Genomic DNA, 18282 nt, shown 5'->3' on the forward strand with positions numbered 1-18282 from the left:
CTCCCTCGCGTCAGGCGTCCTCGGTGCGGCTGAGCTTCACGTACGCGGCCGAGAACCCGGCGAGCAGTACGAGCAGCAGCAGTCCGAGCGCCGCCGCGGCACCGTAGTTGTTGAAGTTGAAGGCGTACTGGTAGATGAGGTAGACGACGGTGGTGGTGGAGCCCTCGGGACCGGCGCCGCCGGTGAGCAGGAACGGCTCCACGAAGACCTGCATGGTCGCGATGATCTGCATCAGCAGCATCAGCGACAGGATCAGCCGGGTCTGCGGGATGGTGACGTGCCAGATCTTGCGGAACAGTCCGGCGCCGTCGAGTTCGGCGGCCTCGTACAGCTCGCCGGGGATGCCCTGCAGCGCCGCGAGGTAGATGAGGGCGGCGCCGCCCATGTTCATCCAGGTCGAGGCGATGACGACGGACAGCATCGACAGGTCGGGGTCCTGGAGCCACTGCTGTTCGGGCAGGTGCAGGAAGGCGAGGAGTTCGTTGAGGAGGCCGTAGCCGGGGTCGTAGAGGTACTTGAACAGGAGCACGGAGGCGACCGGCGGCAGCATCACCGGCAGGTAGACCAGCAGCCGGAGATAGCCCTGGCCGTGGTGGAACTCGTTGATGACGATCGCGACGGCGAAGGGGACCACGAAGCCGAGGAGCAGCGCCAGCACGGTGAACAGGAGTGTGTTGCGCCAGGCCTGCCAGAACGCCGGGTCGTTGTAGACGGTGGTGAGGTTGTCCAGGCCGACCCAGGTGGTCTCGCCGTTCTCGGTCCGCTGGAAGGCGAGGAGGAACTCCCTGATCATCGGGTACCAGGAGAACACCGCGAAGCAGATGACGGCGCCGATGAGGAAGGCGTGGGCGGTGAGGTTGCGCCGCAGGCTCTTGGCGAACCGGCCCCCGGATGGTCGTACGGGCGTCTTGTGCGGTGGCAGGTGGCGGGCCGGGTCCGCCGTTGTCGGTGTCAGGCTGGGGGCCGACATGGTCGCTCCTTGTGGGTCCGTTCCGCTCGGGCGTGGCGCTCCCGGCGTGGGCGCCTCCGTGCGCCGCCCACGCCGGGAAGGGGTCACTGGTTGGCCAGGACCTGGTTGACCTGTGCCTCGGCCGTGTCGAGCAGCTTGTCGATGTCGGCGTCCTCGTTGGTGAGGACACCGGACATGACGTTGTCGAGGACCTTGTAGACCTCCTGCGCCTTCGGCGGCTCGGCCTTGCCCGGTACCGGGTTGTCCATGAACGTCTTGAAGTTGGCGACCGGCATGGTGGCGTGCTCCACGCGGGCGGCGTCGTCCTTCTTCTTGGACTCGCCGAGCCAGAAGTTGGGCTGCGGGACGCCGACCGGGAGCTTGTCGGCCTTGGTGCGGGCCCAGTCGAACTGGCCCTTGCCCACGGTGAGGTTCTTGAAGTTCAGCCAGGCGACGGCGGCCTTGACCTTGTCGGAGGAGATCCCCTTCTTGATCATGTAGTTGTTGCCGCCCGCGAGCGTGTTCTGCTCGCCGGGTATCGGGCCCATGCCGAAGTTCTCGTACTCGGCGCCGAGTTGCTGGACCATGTAGGCGATGTCGTCGGGGGCGGCGAGGAACATGCCGAGCTTGTCGGTGGCGATCTGCTTCTGGAGGTCGCCCCACTTCAGCAGCTGGGTCTTGCCCATGCTGTCGTCCTCCCAGCGCATGGCGTGCAGGTTCTCGACGACCTGGCGGCCGGTGTCGTTGTTGAACGCCGCCTTCGTGCCGCTGGTGTCCACGACGTCGCCGCCGAGGCTGTACATCTGCGCCGTGAAGTGCCAGCCGCCGGTGTTGCCCGCGCTGTACTCGCCGAATCCGGCGATGCCGTCGCCGAGGTCGGAGATCTTCCTGGCCGCCGAGCGCACCTCCTCCCAGGTGCGCGGCGGGGCGTCGGGGTCGAGTCCGGCCTGCTTGAACAGCTTGCGGTTGATGAGCAGGCCCATCGTGTAGTTGCTGGTCGGCAGGCCGTAGAGCTTGCCGTCCTGCTTGAGCGAGCCGAGGACGTTCGGATCGATGTCCTTCAGCAGCGGGACGGTCTTGTCGTTGACGTAGGCGGTGATGTCCTCGGCGCCGTCGTGGTCCAGGACCTGCGGCAGGTCGGTGAAGTACGTGTAGAACACGTCGGGCTGCGACTTGGCCTTGAGCATCGCGGTGAAGCGCGGGGGTTCCAGGCACTGGCCCGGGGTGGAGCGGCCCTCGATGGTGACGTTCGGGTACGTCTTGTTGAACTCGGCGACGTCCTCCTTCCACTCCTTCAGCTCGGCCGCCTTCGCCGCGGGCGGCATGCAGTCGATGGTGATCGTCACCTTGGTCTTCGGGTCCAGGGGCGCGGCCGGGTCGGAGTCACCAGCACCCCCTTCCGAACCACCGGCGCCGTTGTCGCTGCTGCTCGTGCCGCAGGCGGCGAGAGCGGTCAGCGTGAGCGCGGAGAGGAGGGCGACCGCGCTGGCGCGGCGGGAACGGCGGAACCGGGCAGTTCTCATGGCTGGACCCCTTCGGGCATGAACGTGGAGGTCGCCCCACCGCCGATGCGTTGTGGGGCGTCGCACACTCAACCACCACCGACAAGGCAGCGCAAGATATCGCGCAGACTCTGTAATTGATTGACAGCCGGAAGAGAAAATACCGGTGCACGCTGTCGCGTACGCAGCGTGCACCGGCCTCAATCGGGGTCTACGACCTACGGATTGATGTTGATCTTGAAGGTGGACGTGGTGTTGCGGACGTCCACGGCGTTGTTGCTCATCTCCAGCCCGTTGAACGTCACCTCACCGACCGCGGGGCCCTGCCCCGCCTCGGGCATCTCGTTGGCCCACAGGCCGAAGCCCGACTTGGCGTCGTAGGCGTCACCGCTCCTGCGGGCGCCGGTGATGGAGATGTCCGTGAGGACGGTGTCCTTGATCGGGTACTGCGGTTGCCCGCCCACGTAGTTGGTCTGGAACATCACCCCGCTGTAGGTGGGGTCGACGATGTCCACGTGGTTCACCCTGATGCCCTGGAACACCTTCGACGCGGAGAACAGCCAGATGCCGGGGAACGTCTGCGCGCCCCAGAAGTGGCCGCCCGCGCGGACGATGGAGACGTTCTCGATGGTCGTCGGCTCGGTCCCGAAGCCGTTCATCGGGTAGCCGAAGTCCAGGGAGGAGATGGTGATCCCGGAGTAGACGAGCGTGTCCGCGATGTGGATGTTGCGGAAGGTGTTGTTGTAGCCGCCGTACACGGCCACGCCCGCGGCCCGCCAGGTCAGGGTGGAGGTCAGGTTCTCGTAGAGGTTGTTCTTCATGTCGGCGCCGCCCGCGTCGATCGCCGAGAACAGCGCGAAGCTGTCGTCGCCGGTGGCCCGCGCGTCGTTGTTGGACACCAGGTTGTCCGTGGAGCCGTTGGTCATGTTGACGCCGTCGGCGAACATGTTCCGGATGCGGGAGTTCCTGATGGTGATCCGGTCGGTGTTGGCGCCCCAGTAGAGGCAGACCATGTGCTCGTTCCAGATGTCGTCGATGACGATGTCCGACACGTTGGAGAAGTCGAACACCTTGCCCGGCCCGTCGATGCGCGAGGTGTAGTTGCCGAAGTAGGCGAACCCCTTGAACAGCGAGCCCTTGGCGGTGGCCTCGGCACGGAAGCCGACGTCGGTGTTGTCCTGCGTCGACGGCGCGTGGAACGTGGTGTACCAGGGCCCGGCGCCGACCACCTGCACCGCCTTGCCGTACACCTGGAACTTGCTGGACGTCTGGTAGTCCCCGGGCGGCAGGTAGACACCGACGAGCCTGCCCGTGGAGTCCATCCGCACCCGGTCGAGCGCGTCCTGCACGGCCTGGTGCGTGAACCCGTTCGGCACGGTGTACGTCGCCGGGTCGGGGTTGGCGACCGGTGCGACCTGCTCCAGGTTGATGAAGTCGATCGCGTACGTCGTGGAGTTCGCGGCGTCCTTCTGGAGCCGTATCCTGCTGCCCGCCGGGACGGTCTCGCCCAGCATCATGTGCGCCTCGTCGTAGATGTGCCGGGGCGCGCCGGAGCCCGGGGAGTTGCCGGGCGAGGCCTCGGCCCCGTACAGCCAGGCGTACTTCGACGTCAGCGGCAGCGCCTTCTTGAAGACGCCGTCGACATAGACGTTGATCGTGGAGTCGATGCCCCCGCCGCCGGGCGCGTCCGGGATGGAGAAGCGGGTCACCAGGGTGTTGGTGGGGGCGCGGGTGGTGAACTCGACGTACTCCCCCGTCGAGTCCAGGCTGACCGCCCTGCGGCCGGAGGCCTCGCCCGCGATGTCACCGACGGTGCGGTTGGGACCGGCCACGGTGGCGCCGCCGCCGGTGGTGCCGTCCTCGGCCTCGTACATGTCGTACGGCATGTTGGCGCCGCGGCCGACGAACAGCGGCTGGGTGGTGGTGTTGTTCTCGCGCTTGACCGGCACCTCGTTGGCGTCGGCGGCCACCACGACCTTGACCGTGTACGAGCCGTTCGCGGCCGTCCACGGGCCGAGACTCACCTCGGCCGAGGCGCCCGAGGCCAGGCTTGCGGAGTGCTGACCGGTCAGGGTCCGTACGGTGGCTCCCTTGGAGTCGGTCAGGGTGAGGGTGACACCGTGACCGCCCGCGGCGGTGGCCTTCGTGCCCTGGTTCTCCAGCCGCACCTTGAAGGTGACGGCGTCCCCCGCGGCCGGGCTGGACGGCGAGGTGGTCACCGCCGCCGCGACGAGGTCGGAGCTGTCCACGGGCTTGACGACCAGTGAGGTGGGCCGGGTGTAGGTGTTGTTGGTCTCGTTCTGCTCCGTGACCGCCTCACCGTCGTCGGCGACCGCGCTGAGCTGGTACGTCCCCGCCTCGCGCGCCCCGATGGCGGCGGTGACCGTGGTCTGCGCACCGGCCGCCAGGGCGCCGACCTGCGCGGTGCCGACCTTGGTGCCGCCCAGGCGCACGGCCACGCTGCTCGCGGGCGCGGCGGCCGAGCCGCTGTTGCGGACGGTGGCCGAGACGCTGATCTCGTCCGACTCCACCGGCTCGGCGGGCGACACGGTCAGGCCGGTCACCTCCAGGTCCGGGTTGGGCGCCGGGACCCCGATCACCTGGAACTCGGCGAGCTGCCCGGCCGGGGCGCCGGAGTTGGCCGTGAACCTCAGCTGTACGTCGGCCGCCCGGCCGGAGACCGGCACGGTGACGCTGTTGCCGTCGGCCGGGTCGAAGCGGTAGCTCCTGGCCGCGACCAGGGAGGTGAAGCCCTGCGCGTCCTGGTCCCGGCCCAGGACCTCGATGGTCTGGTTGCGGGCCGACCAGGCGGGGTCGGGGTTCAGCTTCAGCACGAGCCGGTCGACCTCGGCGTTGGCGCCCAGCTTCACGGTGAGGGTGTTGGGGTAACTGCCGCCCGCGCCCTCCCAGTACGTCGACACACTGTTGTCGTTGGCGTTCTGCGCGACATACGTGTGCACCACGGAGGAGGCGCTGATCGCCTTGCCGACGGCCAGGTTGGAGCCCCCGCCGCCGGTGCCGTTGCGGGTCACGCTGTTGCTCGGCGGCGACTCGTTGCCCGCCGCGTCCTTCGCCCGCACCTGGTAGGTGACCGTGCTCGTCGCGGGCTGGGTGTCGGTGTACGTGGTGACGTCGCCGTCGACGCTGGCGCGCAGGGTGTTGTTGGCGTAGACGTCGTACCTGGTGACGCCGGTGTTGTCGGTGGCGGCGGTCCAGGTCAGCCTGATCTGCCCGCTGCCCGGCTCGGTGTAGGCGAGGTTCGCCGGTGCCGTCGGCGCCTGGGTGTCGCCGCCGCTGCCGGTGCGGGTGACGGTGTTGCTGTTGCCGGACTGGTTTCCGGCCGCGTCCCTGGCCCGTACGTAGTAGGAGACGGTCTGGTCGGCGGGCCGGGTGTCGGTGAAGGCGGTGACCTCACCGGCGACGCTGGTCAGCAGCGCCCCGTTGGCGTAGATGTCGTAGCCCGTCACACCGACGTTGTCGGTGGCCGCGTTCCAGGTCAGCCTGATCTGGCCGGTGCCGGGCTCCGTGAGCGCCAGACCGGCGGGGGCGCTCGGCGCCTGGGTGTCGCCGGTCTGCGGGCCGTAGACCTCCAGTTCGGAGAGCTGGGCGGCGTTCTGCACGGAGTTGGCGGTGACCAGCACCCGCACGTACCGCGTGGTGGTGGCGTCGAAGGCGAGGGTGGCGGAGTGGTCGCTCGCGGCGTCGAAGGTGTACGCGCGGGAGGCCGTCAGGTCGGTGAAGTCCGTGCCGTTGGTGCTGCCCTGGATCTTCAGCGTCTGGCTGCGCGCCTCCCAGGTGCCCGGCAGCCGCAGCACGACCCGGTCCACCCGGACGGAGGAGCCGAGGTCGGCGCGCAGCCACTGCGGGAACGCGCCACCGGTGCTCTCCCAGTACGTGGCCCGGTTGCCGTCGCCCGCGTTGGCGGCGGCGTAGGTCTGGGTGTGGCTGCTGGCGGTGAGGGTGCGGCCGGAGGCCAGGTTCCTGGACGACTCGTCGGCCGAGTGCACCTCCAGCTCGGACAGCTGCGCAGCCCGCCAGCCGGTGTTCTCGGTGACCGCGATCCGCACGAAGCGGGTCCGGGTCGCCGGGAACGCCACGGTCACGGTGTTGCCGGTGCTCGGGCTGAAGGTGTGGGAGGCGCTGTTCTTGAGGGTGGTGAAGCTGGTGCCGTCGGCGCTGCCCTGGACGGAGAGGGTCTGGCTGCGGCTCTCCCAGCCCGCGGGGAGCTTCAGGACGACCTCGTCCACGTTCTCCGTGGTGCCGAGGTCGGTCTGCACCCACTGGGGGAGGTCCGGTCCCGAGCTTTCCCAGTAGGTGCCCTGGTTGCCGTCGGTGATGTTCGGTGCGCCGTACTCGTTGAGCGCGCTGCTCGCCGACGCCCGGTCGCCCAGCGCGATGTTCGGTCCTCCGGCGGCCTGGGCGGTCAGCGCGGGACCGCCCAGTGCCAGCAGGCTGGTCACGATCACGGCACTGAGGGTGCGTGATCTGTTTCTACGGATTCTCATCAGTCCTCGATCTCCACAAGCAGCGCCACAGGCAGCGTGCTGCTGTCTTTTTTTTGCGTGGATCGATGAGAGAGTTCCAGAGGACTGTCGAAGCGTCTACCAGTTGGACGCTCTGAGTTCTCGCAGGTCAGAGGCGGTTTTCCGGGCATGCCGACGCGGCGGCCCACTACGAAAGCGGGCCGCCGTCCGGACGCCGGGCTCAGCCCGATCTGTTGATCACGAACTGCGAGCCGGGCTCGATCACGACATCACCCTCGGCGGAGCCGGAGATCGCCACGTTGGTCAGCGTGGCACTGCCGCGGGCCCCTCCCATGGCGAGGATGCCGGAGCCGTTGACCGAGTTCTCGATGCGTACGTCTCTGATGTCGACGCCGGGCACCGCCCCGCCTCCGTTCTTGAACTGGATGCCGTCGTAGGTCGAGTCATGGATGTCGGTGTCCCTGATCGTGACACCGGGGATGTCCTGCCCGGCGGCGAACAGCGTGATGGCACCGAACTCCTGGGCCTCTCCCCAGAACGCGCCGCCCGTGCGGTGCAGGGCGTTGCCCGCGATCAGCGTCTGCCCGGAGAACGGCAGCGGGTCATGGTCGGTGGCCAGCATGATCCCCGGGTAGTTCATGGTGTCGGCGATGATGTTGTTCTCGATGGTGTTGCCGTAGCCGCCGTACACCGCGATGCCGTTGGCCCGCCAGGGCAGTTGAATGGTGTTGTTGCGGAAGTGGTTGTCGTGGCCGATGTCGACCGACGGGTCCTTCACGTAGCGGCTCGCCCAGACGGCCAGGGCGTCGTCGCCGGTGTTGCGGAAGGACGAGTTGTACACGGTCGAGTTGCGGGTGCCGTTGGCGAAGTTGATGCCGTCGGCGTAGGTGTTGCGGATCCGCATGCCGCTGAACTCCAGCCCGTCGCCCGGGTTCCACAGCTCCGGGATGTTGGAGTAGTCACGGCCGACCCAGACACCGACGTTGGCGTGCTCGATCCAGACGTTGCTGATCTTGGTGCCCTTGCCGAAGCGGCCGTTGAGGCCGACGCCGCCCTCGGCGTTGCCGTCGCCGCCCCGGATGGTGCCCGAGCCGAAGATGGCGATGTCGGAGATCTGGGTGTTGTGGTCGATGTCGAAGCCGAAGTTGCCCTCGTGCGGGTGGTTGATGCCGCCCGCCTGGTGCGGCGGGGTCAGCGTGTACAGCTGCGAGTGCCACATGCCCGCGCCGCGGATGGTGACGTCCCGGATGCCGACCTGGTTGTGGTCACCCCTGTTCTGCGGGTCGTCGGTGAGGATCTTCTGCTCCTGGCGCCACTGTCCGGCCGGGATCCAGACGCACCCGATCTCGCCCTTCTGGTCGGCGGTGACCGCCCGCTGGATGGCGTCGGTGTCGTCGATGCCGTCGTTGGGTACGGCACCGTACTCGGTGATGGAGGTGCAGCCGGACGGCTTGGCCGCCGCGGGCGCCACCTGCTCCAGGTCGATCAGGTCGACGATGTAGAAGGCGGCGCGGTCGTCGGCGTCCCGCTGGAGCCGGAACGTCGTGCCCGCCGGGTAGCTCTCCCCCAGCAGGGCGTGCGACTCGTCGAACAGCCGCCGCGCGTCGGCCTGCGGGGTGTTGGTCAGGCCCTCGGGGCTGTCGGTGTTGCCGTACAGCCAGCTGTGCTTCGACGACAGGGTCAGCTTCCGCTTGAAGGTGCCGTCGACATAGAGGCTGAGGGTGGCCTCCGTGCCGCCACCGCTCGCGGAGTCCGGGATGGAGTTGCGTACGACGATGGAGTTGGCGGCGCCCGTGGAGGTGAACTCCACGTACTGACCCGTGCTGTTGAGGCGCACGGACTGGCGGCCGGAGGACTCGGTGGCGAAGTTGGTGTGCCCGAAGGTGCGCTTGCGGTCGGCGGTGAGCAGGGCGCCGTCGTAGCGGGCGTCCTCCGCCTCGTACTCGGTGTACGGCACGGCCGCGCCCCGGCCCACGACGATGGAGCGCGCGAAGTGGTTGTTGTTCTCGTCGGTCTCGGTGACCTGGCCGGTCGCGTCGGCCGTGGCGGTGAGCGTGGCGCCGCCGCTGGTGGCCTTCCAGGTGCCGGAGAGGGCGACGGTGGCGCTCGCACCGGCGGCGATCGCGCCGGTGGTGCCGTCGAGGGTGGTGGTGCCCACGGTGAGACGGGTGACCGTGCCCGCCGGGACGCCGGTGGTGCCGCGGTTGTGCACGGTGACGGTGAAGGAGACGGACGCGCCGACCGCGGGGGCGGACGGGTTGGAGGCGATGCCGGTGACCTGGAGATCGGGGCCCGGGCTCTGGCTCACGACCAGCTTGGTCGCGGCGGTGCGGCTGTTGTTGGTGTCGTCCTGTTCGGTGACGGTGTCCGTCGGGTCGACGACGGCCGACACGGTGTAGGAGCCCCTCGGCCGCTTGCCCACGGGCACTCGCACGGTGGCGTCGGTCCCTGGCTGGAGCGCGCCGACGGGGGCGGATCCGACGACGGTGCCCTCCAGGCTGACGTTGACGGTGGTGGCCGGGGAGGCGGCGGTTCCTGAGTTGCGTACCGTCGCGTCGACCGTCACCGCGTCCGTCTCGGACGGCTCGGCCGGGGTCCAGGACAGGCCGGTGACGGTGAGGTCCGGGTTGGGTGCCGCGGCGCCCACGACCTGGAACTCGGCGACCTGGGCACCGGGGGCACCGGTGTTGGAGAAGAAGGTGAGCCGCAGGTCGGCGTAGCGGCCGGTCACGGGGATGGTGACGCTGTTCTGGCCGGACGACGGGCTGAAGGCGTAGTCGGCGCGCGCCTTGAGCGAGGTGAAGGAGGAGGCCGACTGCTCACGGCCCAGCACCTGGAGCGACTGGGTGCGCGGCCCCCAGATCGGGTCCGGGTTCAGCTTGACGACCACGGCCTGGACGTCCGCGTTGGCGCCGAGCTTCACGGTCAGGCTGGACGGGAAGCCGTTGGACTCCCAGTACGTGCCCGTGTGGTCGTCGTTGGCGTGGGCCGCGACGTAGTTCTGGGTCGTCGAGGTGGCCTCGATCGGCTTGTTGCGGGCGAGGTTGGTGCCTTCCACGGGCGGGTCGGTGGATCCGCTCTCGCCGTACACCTCCAGTTCCGACAACTGGGCGGCGTTCCAGCCGGTGTTGGCGGTCACCTGCACCCGTACGTACCGCGTGCTGGTGCCGTCGAGGGCGATGCTCACCGTGTTCGCCCGCGCCGGGTCGAACGTCCGCTCGGCCACGGCGGCGAGGGTGCCGAAGTCGTTGCCGTCGGCGCTGCCGAGCACGCCGAGCCGCTGGGTGCGCGCCTCCCAGGACGCGGGGAGCTTCAGCACCACGCGGTCGACGCGGACGCTGGCGCCCAGGTCGAGTTGCACCCACTGGGGGAAGGCACCGGTGGGCCCTTCCCAGTACGACTGCTGGCTGCCGTCGCTGACATGGCCCGCCGGATAGCCACCGAGGGCGCCCCCGGCCGTCGCCGGTCTGCCGAGTGCGACGTTCGTCGTGCCATCGGCCGCGTCGGCACTCGCGGCGTGCGCGCTCACGGGCAGCAGCCCCACGGCCATCAGCCCCGATATCAGCAGAGCGACGATCAGTCGTCGTCTCCGGTGTCTCCCACTCATACAGCCCTCTCCACGAAACGTCGACGGATCGCCGGGTAATTGAGCGATTTCATCAATCTTTTACGTTGACTGAGGGCACAGATTTCTACCGGGTCACCACTTTGTCAACAGGGGCGGCATGACAAAGGCCCCGCCTCACGGGAGGCGGGGCCTGCTGAAGAACTCGGACGACGAACGTCAGGCGGTGGGCGGCTGGGTGGTCGAGCCGCGCAGCACCAGTTCGGGCTCGAACAGCAGCTCACCGGGGTGCAGCCGGGTGCCCTGGAGCTGGGCGCAGAGCAGCTCGACCGCCGCCCGGCCCATCGCCTCGATCGGCTGCCGGACGGTGGACAGCGGCGGCTCGGTGCAGTTCATGAACGCGGAGTCGTCGAACCCGACGACCGACACGTCCTCGGGGACGGAGAGCCCGCGCCTGCGCACGGCACGGATGGCGCCGAGGGCCAGGGGGTCGCTCGCGCAGACGATGCCGGTGACCCCCCGGTCCAGCAGGCGGGCGGCCGTGGCCTGACCGCCTTCCAGCGAGAACATCGACCGTACGACGAACTCGTCCGGCAGCGCGGTGCCCACGGCCTCGGCCACCGCGCGGGCGGCCTCCAGCTTGCGGCGCGAGGGGACGTGGTCGCTCGGCCCGAGGATCAGCCCGATCCGCTCATGGCCGAGGGAGGTGAGATGACGCCAGGCCTGCTCGACGGCGACGGCGTCGTCACAGGCGACACAGGGGAAGTCCAGACCGTCGATCGAGGCGTTGATCAGGACGACCGGGATGTTGCGCTCCGCAAGCTGGCGGTAGTGGTCGTGCGGGGCGTCGGCCTGCGCGAACAGGCCGCCCGCGAAGACCACGCCGGAGACCTGCTGCTGCAGGAGCAGCTCCACGTAGTCGGCCTCGGAGACGCCGCCCTTGGTCTGCGTGCACAGCACGGGCGTCAGCCCCTGTTGTGCGAGCGCACCGCCGATGACCTCGGCGAACGCCGGGAAGATGGGGTTCTGCAGCTCCGGCAGCACCAGACCGACGAGGCGGGCGCGCTCGCCGCGCAGCTGCGTGGGCCGCTCGTATCCGAGGACGTCCAGAGCCGTGAGCACGGACTGGCGCGTCGCCTCCGAGACACCGGGCTTGCCATTGAGGACACGGCTGACCGTTGCCTCGCTGACGCCCACCTTCCTGGCTACTTGAGCAAGTCGTCGCGTCATGAACGCAAGACTAGCGCAAAACACGCAAGTTAATTACACCCGTTTCCTGGCCGGTTCGTCAGCGCAGGTCGAGTCGCATCACGACCCGGGGATGACCGGCCAGCACCGAGGTGGTGTCGGCGGCATGGGTGAATCCGGCACGTGCGAAGTTCTCGCGGAGTCCGGCGTACGCCATCGTCGTGTCGGCCCGCTCGCCGCCGTTGTCGAGGGGGTACGCCTCGATGGCCGGAGCGCCCTGGGCGCGGGCGAACTCGACCGCGCCCGCGATGAGGGCGTGCGAGACACCCTGCTTGCGGTGCCCGGGGCGCACCCGGACGCACCACAGCGACCAGACCGGCAGATCGTCGACGTGCGGGATCTTGCGGCTGCGGGCGAAGGAGGTGTCCGAGCGCGGCGCCACCGCCGCCCAGCCGACGGGCACCTCACCGTCGTAGGCGAGGACTCCGGGAGGCGGGTCGGCGCCGCACAGTCCGGCGACGTACTCACCACGGGCCGGTCCGCGCAGCTCGTTGTTCAGCTTGGACGGGATCCGGTAGCTCAGGCACCAGCAGACGGTCGCCGTGGGTGACTTCGGTCCGATCACGGCACGGACGTCCTCGAAGACCGAGGCCGGGCGGACTTCGATGGTCATGACCCCACGATGCCATGGGGTGCCGGGCGGCGCGAAGGGGCGTCGGACACCGCCGGACCCAGGCCCGTCGACGCGGTCTCGATGGCCTCGTCCAGGACGTCGCGGGAGCGGGTCAGGTCGGCGATCACTCGGTCGATACGGGCCCGTTCACTGATCAGTTCCTCGACGAGCTGCGCGTCCGCGAACTCGTTCGGGCCGCCGTCCGCGTCCCGCATACAGGGGAGCAGCCGGGCGATCGTCCTGCTGTTCAGCCCGGCCGCGTAGAGCGCCTGGATCCGGATGACACGATCGACGGCCCAGTCCCCGAAGTCCCGGTGCCCTCCCGGGGTGCGCTCGGACCGCAGCAGCCCCTGCTGCTCGTAGTAGCGCAGGGAACGCTCACTCACGCCGCTGCGCCGGGCCAGTTCACCGATCCGCATCGCCCACCCCGACCGCCGCGTATGCCACTTGAACCTGACACTGATGTCAACTCCTACGGTACCCGGCATGACGAACACACAGGTCGAGTCCCCTCTCTTCGCGCCCGCGCGCCTCGGTCCCCTGCACCTGCCCCACCGCCTGGTGATGGCGCCGCTGACCCGCAATCGCGCCGGATCGGACGGGGTCCCCGGCCCGCTCATGGCCACCTACTACGCCCAGCGCGCCACCGCCGGACTGATCATCGCCGAGGCCACCACGCCGAACGCGGTGGGGCAGACCTATCCCGGCATCCCCGCGATCCACCGCCCGGAGCATGTCGCCGGATGGCGCCGCGTCACCGACGCCGTGCGCGCGGCCGGTGGGCGGATGTTCCTGCAGTTGCAGCACGGTGGCCGGGTCGGCCATCCGGCCACCAGCGGGCTGACACCCGTCGCGCCCTCGCCCGTCCCGCTCCCCGAGACGATCCACACCCCGAGCGGGCGCCAAGCCCCCGTCGTGCCGCGCGAGATGACCCAGGCCGACATCCGCTCCACCGTGGCCGACTTCGCCACCGCCGCGCGCAACGCGGTCGACGCGGGATTCGAGGGCGTCGAGGTGCACGCGGCCAACGGTCACCTCCTCCACCAGTTCCTGGCGGCGAACACCAACCGCCGCACCGACGCCTACGGCGGCCCGGTCCCCCACCGGATCCGCTTCGTCGTCGAGGTGGTCCGGGCCGTCGCGGACGCGATCGGGCCCGACCGGGTCGGCCTGCGCGTCTCCCCCGCGAACACCGTGAACGGCATCGCGGAAGGCGACACCGAGGCCCTCTACGGCACCCTGGTGACGGCGCTGGCGGACACCGGCCTCGCCTATCTGCACCTCGTGTTCGCCGACCCGGACCAGCCCCTCTTCGGGAGCCTGCGCAGGTCGTGGCCGGGCACGCTGATCGCCAACCCGGCGCTCGGCTGGGGAGGCCCCCTGCCCGCCGACGGGGGCCGGGCCGCGGGCGAGCGGCTGCTGACCGCCGGAGCCGACCTGATCGCCCTCGGCCGGGCCTTCCTGGCAAATCCCGACCTGGTCGAACGACTGCGCGTCGGGGCGCCCCTGAATCCCGTACGGGACGAGTACGCGATGTACACGGGCGGGGAGACGGGGTACACCGACTACCCCACCCTCGCGGTCAGCGCCGTGGGGTGAGCGAGCCCTCTTCCGTCCCGGAACCGCTCCGCCCGCATCGCGGACAGAACCTGACCGCAACGCTTCCTACGGTCATCCCATGACCCACACGCAGAAGATCCTCGTCACCGGTGCCACCGGAACCGTCGGCCGCCAGGTCGTCACCGAACTCCTCGCCCGCGGCCACCAGGTCCGCGCCCTGACCCGCACCCCGGAGAACGCCGCCTTCCCGGCGGGAGTCGAGGTCGTCCAGGGCGATCTGACCGACCCCGACACCCTGGCCCCGGCGCTGGAGGGCGTCACCGGCCTCCACCTGATCACCTTCGGCGGGGCCTACTTCGCCCCGCTGGAGACCGGCCCGCGCATCCTGGAGCTGGCCCACGCCGCGGGCGTACGCCGGGTCACCGTGCTGCACGGTGGCGGACCGTCCCTGCTGGAGGACGCCGTGCGTGCCGACGACCGTGTGGCCTGGACGGTGCTGATGCCGGTCGAGTTCATGGGCAACGCCCTGGAGTGGGCGGACCCGATCTCGACCCGGGACGAGGTGCGCGAGCCGTTCGTGTCCCGGCTCAGCGCCATGGTCCACGAGGGAGACATCGGCGCCGTCGCCGCCGTCGCGCTCACCGAGGAGGGGCACGGCGGCCAGGAGTACGTGATCACCGGCCCCGAACTGCTCACCGTCGCCGACAAGGTGACGGCCATCGCCACCGCTCGCGGCCGGGACGTCGCCCTGGTGGAAATGACCGAGGAGCAGGCCGTGGCCCAGTGGCGGGCCGCGGGGCACCCGGAGGACGTGATCGGCTTCCTCCTTGAGGCGTACGGCAACACACCCGAGGTGGGCCGCACGGTGGTCGGCACCGTCGAGAAGGTCACCGGCCGCCCGGCCCGCACCTTCGGCCAGTGGGCCGGGGAGCACGCGGACGCCTTCCGGGCGAAGGTCGGCGCACGATAGACAGCTGGACCGTCACCCGAGGCCGCCGCCGTTGTCCGGCGGCGGCCTCGACCGCTCAAGCGAAGCCCCCTCGGCAGTCCACGGTTCAACGACCGGAACTTTTGCGCCACACGGGGCGAGAGTGGCGTGTTCGAAGGTTGCCGCCCTCCCCCATGACCCTCAGCCTGGTGCGCGGGAGCGCTCCCACACGTCTTCTCTCTCCCCCCCCCCCACTTGGAGCCGCGATGCTAAGACGCCGATGGACGGGGCCCGTGCTGCTGGCCCTCCTGCTGACCGTCCTCACCCCGTTACCCGCCGCCGCGAGCCAACCGTCCGAGACGACGACGGCGGCCACCTCAGCCACGCCCTTGCCGTCGCTCAAGGCGACCACCACTCAGGTCGCCTTCGGGCTCAGGCGACCCACCGCGGTGGTCGCCCCCGACGACGGCACGGACCGCCTGTTCATCACCGAGAAGTCCGGCACCGTCCGCGTCTACCACCCGGACACCGGCCTGGCCACCACCCCGCTCATCGACATCACCTCGGCCATCCTCGAGTCCGGCAACGAGCGCGGCCTGCTCGGCATCGCCATCCCGCCGGACTTCGCCGCCAGCCAGGACCTGTACCTGGCGTACACGGCACGGCCCAACGGCGCGGTCACGCTGGCCCGCTACCGGCTCGACGACTCCCGCCTCGAGGTGCTGCTCTCCCAGGAGCACGCCGAGTTCAACAACCACAACGGCGGCCAACTCGCCTTCGGCCCCGACGGAAACCTCTACTGGAGCATCGGCGACGGCGGCGGCTCCGCCGACCCGCTGAAGGCCGGGCAGCGGCTGGACACCCTGCTGGGCAAGATCGTGCGCGTCGACGTCAGCCGCACTTGTGGCGCGCTCCCCTACTGCGTCCCCAGCGACAACCCCTTCGTGGGCACCCCCGGCGCCCGCGCCGAGATCTGGCACTACGGGCTGCGCAACCCGTGGCGGTTCTCCTTCGACAGCGTCGACGGCTCGATGTGGATCGGCGACGTCGGGCAGGGCCGCTGGGAGGAGATCGACCACATCGCCCGCGGCCGGGGAGGCCTGAACCTCGGCTGGTCCTGCTACGAGGGGCTGGAGAAGTTCAGCGGCGGCGACTGCCCGCCCGGTCAGACCTACACCAAGCCCGTCTTCACCTACTCCCCCTACACCGGCGGCTGTTCGGTCATCGGCGGTCAGGTCTACCGCGGCCAGCGGTACGCCGACCTGGTCGGCGGCACCTACATCGCCACCGACTACTGCTCCTCCACGGTCTGGGCCCTGCGCCCCGACGGCAACGGCGGCTACGAGCACGCCGAGATCGGCGAGATGCCCACCCAGGTCACCTCGATCGGTACGACCGCCGAGGGCGAGTTCTACGTCGTCAACGACCTGCCCGGCGGGCTGCACCGGGTCTCCTTCGCCCAGGAGGAACCCACCTGCCGGGTCGACCGCACCGTCCAGACCTGGGGCACCGGCACCAAGGTCGACCTCACCCTCACCAACACCGGTGACACCCCGGTGAACGGCTGGACCCTGAAGTTCTGGCTCGGCCTCGGCCAGACCGTCGTCTCCGACTGGAACACGGACCTGACCCAGCTCTCCAACACGGTCACGGCGACCAACGCCTCCCACAACGCCGCGATCGCTCCGGGCTCCACCATCACCCTCGGCTACCTCGCCAGCCACACCGGCGACGCGGCCCCACCACCCCGCTTCATGCTCAACGGGGACGCCTGCGCCGTAGGCCGCTGACGCCGCATCCGACCCGCCGCCGGGCCACGCTCGCACCGAGCACCGGACCTGGCGGCGGGTCGATGCACCTAGCCCGCAGCCGCCCCGAACCACACGGGCAGCCGCTCACACAGGTCCCGCTGGTCCTCACCGACCCACGCCACATGACCGTCCGGCCGCAACAGCACGGCGGGCACGTCCAGTTCCTCGGCGAGGTCGACGACGTGGTCGACGCGGTCCGCCCAGCCCGTGACCGAGAGACGGCCGGTCTGGTCGAGGAGCAGCCCGCGCCCGGTGCGCGTCAGCTCGTAGAGGCGGCCCCGCTTCAGTTGCACGTCCCGCATCCGTCGGCCGAGCAGGTCGTGGCCCGCGCCGAAGTCGTAGCGCACGCCGATGGCGGTGATCTTCTCGACCAGGTGGCGGTTCACCTCCTCGAAGTCGACGAGTTCCGCGAACAGTCGGCGTACCGCCTGCGCCCCCGGCTCGGTGGACATCAGCTCCATCTGGGCCCGGGTGTTGACCAGCACGGCCGCGCCCACCGGGTGCCGTTCGGCGTGGTAGCTGTCCAGGAGTCCTTCCGGGGCCCAGCCGTCCAGCGCGGCGGCGAGCTTCCAGCCGAGGTTGAACGCGTCCTGGACGCCGAGGTTGAGGCCCTGGCCGCCGACGGGTGGATGGATGTGCGCGGCGTCACCGGCCAGCAGCACCCGGCCGGTGCGGTAGCGCTCGGCCTGCCGGGTGGCGTCGCCGAACCGGGAGAGCCAGCGCGGTGAGTGGACGCCGAAGTCGGTCCCGCCGAGCGCCCGCAGTTGCCGCTTGAACTCGTCGAGGGTGGGCGCCGTCGTGCGGTCCTCGGCCACCCCGGCGGCGGGCACGCTCACGCGGTACACCCCGTCGCCGAGGGGCATCGCGCCGACGCGCAAGTGTGTCCTGCGGACTTCGGCCATGACGGCGTTCAGCGTCTCCGGCGAGGCGGTCATCCTCATCTCGCCCAGCAGCGTGTCGACCCGGGAGGGCTCGCCGGGGAAGCCGACGCCGAGCGCTCGGCGCACGGTGCTGCGGCCACCGTCGCAGCCGACGAGATAGCGCGAGCGCAGTCGCGTGCCGTCGGCCAGTTCGGCGCTCACCCCGTCGTCGTCCTGGCTCAGCCCGACCAGGGCGTGGCCGCGCCGGATCTCGGCGCCGAGTTCGGCGGCCCGCTCCGCCAGCAGGCGGTCGATGATGGTCTGCGGAATGCCGAGGACGTACCCGTGCGCGGTGTCCAGCCGCTCGGGCGGCGGCTTGGGGATACCGGCGAAGAAGCCGCCGAGCGGGTACCTGGTGCCGTGTGCGAGGAACCGGTCCAGCAGGCCGCGCTGGTCCATCACCTCGATGCTGCGCACATGCAGCCCGAGCGCGCGCACATACGGGGGCGGCTCCGTGTCCTTCTCCAGCACCACCACGTGCACCTGGTGCAGCCGCAGTTCGGCGGCCAGCATCATGCCGGTCGGCCCGCCACCGGCAATGATCACGTCGATCATCGGAATCCCCCTTCGACTCGCGAAACCCGCTCCGCGAGATTTGCTCAGGCGGGAGATTCTGCGGCACACCCGGGGCCTTGCCGCAAGGCCCCCCGTGCGCTATAAGTTGAGAGTGGCAAGGAGGCCGGTACTCCCTTGCCTTTTTCT

General features: G+C 70.0%; 11 protein-coding genes. 3 read left to right on the forward strand and 8 right to left on the reverse strand.

Annotated features, from left to right (window positions below):
* Positions 1–10 precede the first annotated feature (10 nt).
* The 7 genes from ACFVQG_RS29935 to ACFVQG_RS29965 all read right to left on the reverse strand — a co-directional run bounded on the left by ACFVQG_RS29935 (position 11) and on the right by ACFVQG_RS29965 (position 12780).
* Positions 11–970 carry a carbohydrate ABC transporter permease gene (locus ACFVQG_RS29935; protein WP_383389287.1) on the reverse strand — a complete coding sequence of 320 codons (960 nt, stop codon included), beginning with the start codon at positions 968–970 and terminating at the stop codon, positions 11–13.
* Between the two features lie 83 nt (positions 971–1053).
* Positions 1054–2472, reverse strand: coding sequence for an extracellular solute-binding protein (locus tag ACFVQG_RS29940; RefSeq protein ID WP_383389289.1), 1419 nt, complete (start codon positions 2470–2472; stop codon positions 1054–1056).
* Between the two features lie 197 nt (positions 2473–2669).
* Entirely contained in the window at positions 2670–6956 is a 4287-nt protein-coding gene (locus tag ACFVQG_RS29945) for a discoidin domain-containing protein (RefSeq protein WP_383389291.1), read from the reverse strand.
* Between the two features lie 199 nt (positions 6957–7155).
* Complete coding sequence (locus tag ACFVQG_RS29950) at positions 7156–10542, reverse strand: CARDB domain-containing protein (RefSeq protein WP_383389293.1); 3387 nt, start codon at positions 10540–10542, stop codon at positions 7156–7158.
* Positions 10543–10719: 177 nt separating this feature from the next.
* A complete protein-coding gene (locus ACFVQG_RS29955; protein WP_383389295.1) occupies positions 10720–11730 on the reverse strand; it encodes a LacI family DNA-binding transcriptional regulator in 1011 nt (336 codons plus the stop codon).
* A gap of 58 nt (positions 11731–11788) precedes the next feature.
* On the reverse strand, positions 11789–12361 hold the full coding sequence (locus ACFVQG_RS29960; RefSeq protein WP_383389297.1) for a GNAT family N-acetyltransferase: 573 nt from the start codon (positions 12359–12361) through the stop codon (positions 11789–11791).
* Positions 12358–12780, reverse strand: coding sequence for a MerR family transcriptional regulator (locus ACFVQG_RS29965; RefSeq protein ID WP_383389299.1), 423 nt, complete (start codon positions 12778–12780; stop codon positions 12358–12360). The genes ACFVQG_RS29960 and ACFVQG_RS29965 overlap by 4 nt, the downstream gene beginning before the upstream one ends.
* A gap of 67 nt (positions 12781–12847) precedes the next feature.
* On the opposite strand from ACFVQG_RS29965, the gene ACFVQG_RS29970 reads away from it, so the two are divergent.
* The 3 genes from ACFVQG_RS29970 (at position 12848) to ACFVQG_RS29980 (ending at position 16639) form a co-directional block, all read left to right on the forward strand.
* Positions 12848–13960, forward strand: coding sequence for an alkene reductase (locus ACFVQG_RS29970; RefSeq protein WP_383389301.1), 1113 nt, complete (start codon positions 12848–12850; stop codon positions 13958–13960).
* A gap of 79 nt (positions 13961–14039) precedes the next feature.
* A complete protein-coding gene (locus ACFVQG_RS29975; RefSeq protein ID WP_383389303.1) occupies positions 14040–14891 on the forward strand; it encodes an NAD(P)H-binding protein in 852 nt (283 codons plus the stop codon).
* Between the two features lie 251 nt (positions 14892–15142).
* Positions 15143–16639 (forward strand): PQQ-dependent sugar dehydrogenase, encoded by a 1497-nt coding sequence (locus tag ACFVQG_RS29980; RefSeq protein WP_383389304.1) that lies wholly within the window; start codon positions 15143–15145, stop codon positions 16637–16639.
* 68 nt (positions 16640–16707) lie between these two features.
* Here the strand turns inward: ACFVQG_RS29980 and rox are convergent, their stop codons facing one another.
* Positions 16708–18135 carry a rifampin monooxygenase gene (rox, locus tag ACFVQG_RS29985; protein ID WP_383389306.1) on the reverse strand — a complete coding sequence of 476 codons (1428 nt, stop codon included), beginning with the start codon at positions 18133–18135 and terminating at the stop codon, positions 16708–16710.
* Positions 18136–18282: the final 147 nt, after the last annotated feature.

The sequence above is a fragment of the Streptomyces sp. NPDC057877 genome (assembly GCF_042796855.1).
GTDB lineage: Bacteria > Actinomycetota > Actinomycetes > Streptomycetales > Streptomycetaceae > Streptomyces.

What these genes read in the sequence shown, in the direction of transcription:
- ACFVQG_RS29935 (WP_383389287.1), bottom strand. Translation starts at nt 970, where the DNA reads ATGTCGGCCCCCAGCCTGACACCGACAACGGCGGACCCGGCCCGCCAC.
- ACFVQG_RS29940 (WP_383389289.1), bottom strand. Translation starts at nt 2,472, where the DNA reads ATGAGAACTGCCCGGTTCCGCCGTTCCCGCCGCGCCAGCGCGGTCGCC.
- ACFVQG_RS29945 (WP_383389291.1), bottom strand. Translation starts at nt 6,956, where the DNA reads ATGAGAATCCGTAGAAACAGATCACGCACCCTCAGTGCCGTGATCGTG.
- ACFVQG_RS29950 (WP_383389293.1), bottom strand. Translation starts at nt 10,542, where the DNA reads ATGAGTGGGAGACACCGGAGACGACGACTGATCGTCGCTCTGCTGATA.
- ACFVQG_RS29955 (WP_383389295.1), bottom strand. Translation starts at nt 11,730, where the DNA reads ATGACGCGACGACTTGCTCAAGTAGCCAGGAAGGTGGGCGTCAGCGAG.
- ACFVQG_RS29960 (WP_383389297.1), bottom strand. Translation starts at nt 12,361, where the DNA reads ATGACCATCGAAGTCCGCCCGGCCTCGGTCTTCGAGGACGTCCGTGCC.
- ACFVQG_RS29965 (WP_383389299.1), bottom strand. Translation starts at nt 12,780, where the DNA reads ATGCGGATCGGTGAACTGGCCCGGCGCAGCGGCGTGAGTGAGCGTTCC.
- ACFVQG_RS29970 (WP_383389301.1), top strand. Translation starts at nt 12,848, where the DNA reads ATGACGAACACACAGGTCGAGTCCCCTCTCTTCGCGCCCGCGCGCCTC.
- ACFVQG_RS29975 (WP_383389303.1), top strand. Translation starts at nt 14,040, where the DNA reads ATGACCCACACGCAGAAGATCCTCGTCACCGGTGCCACCGGAACCGTC.
- rox (WP_383389306.1), bottom strand. Translation starts at nt 18,135, where the DNA reads ATGATCGACGTGATCATTGCCGGTGGCGGGCCGACCGGCATGATGCTG.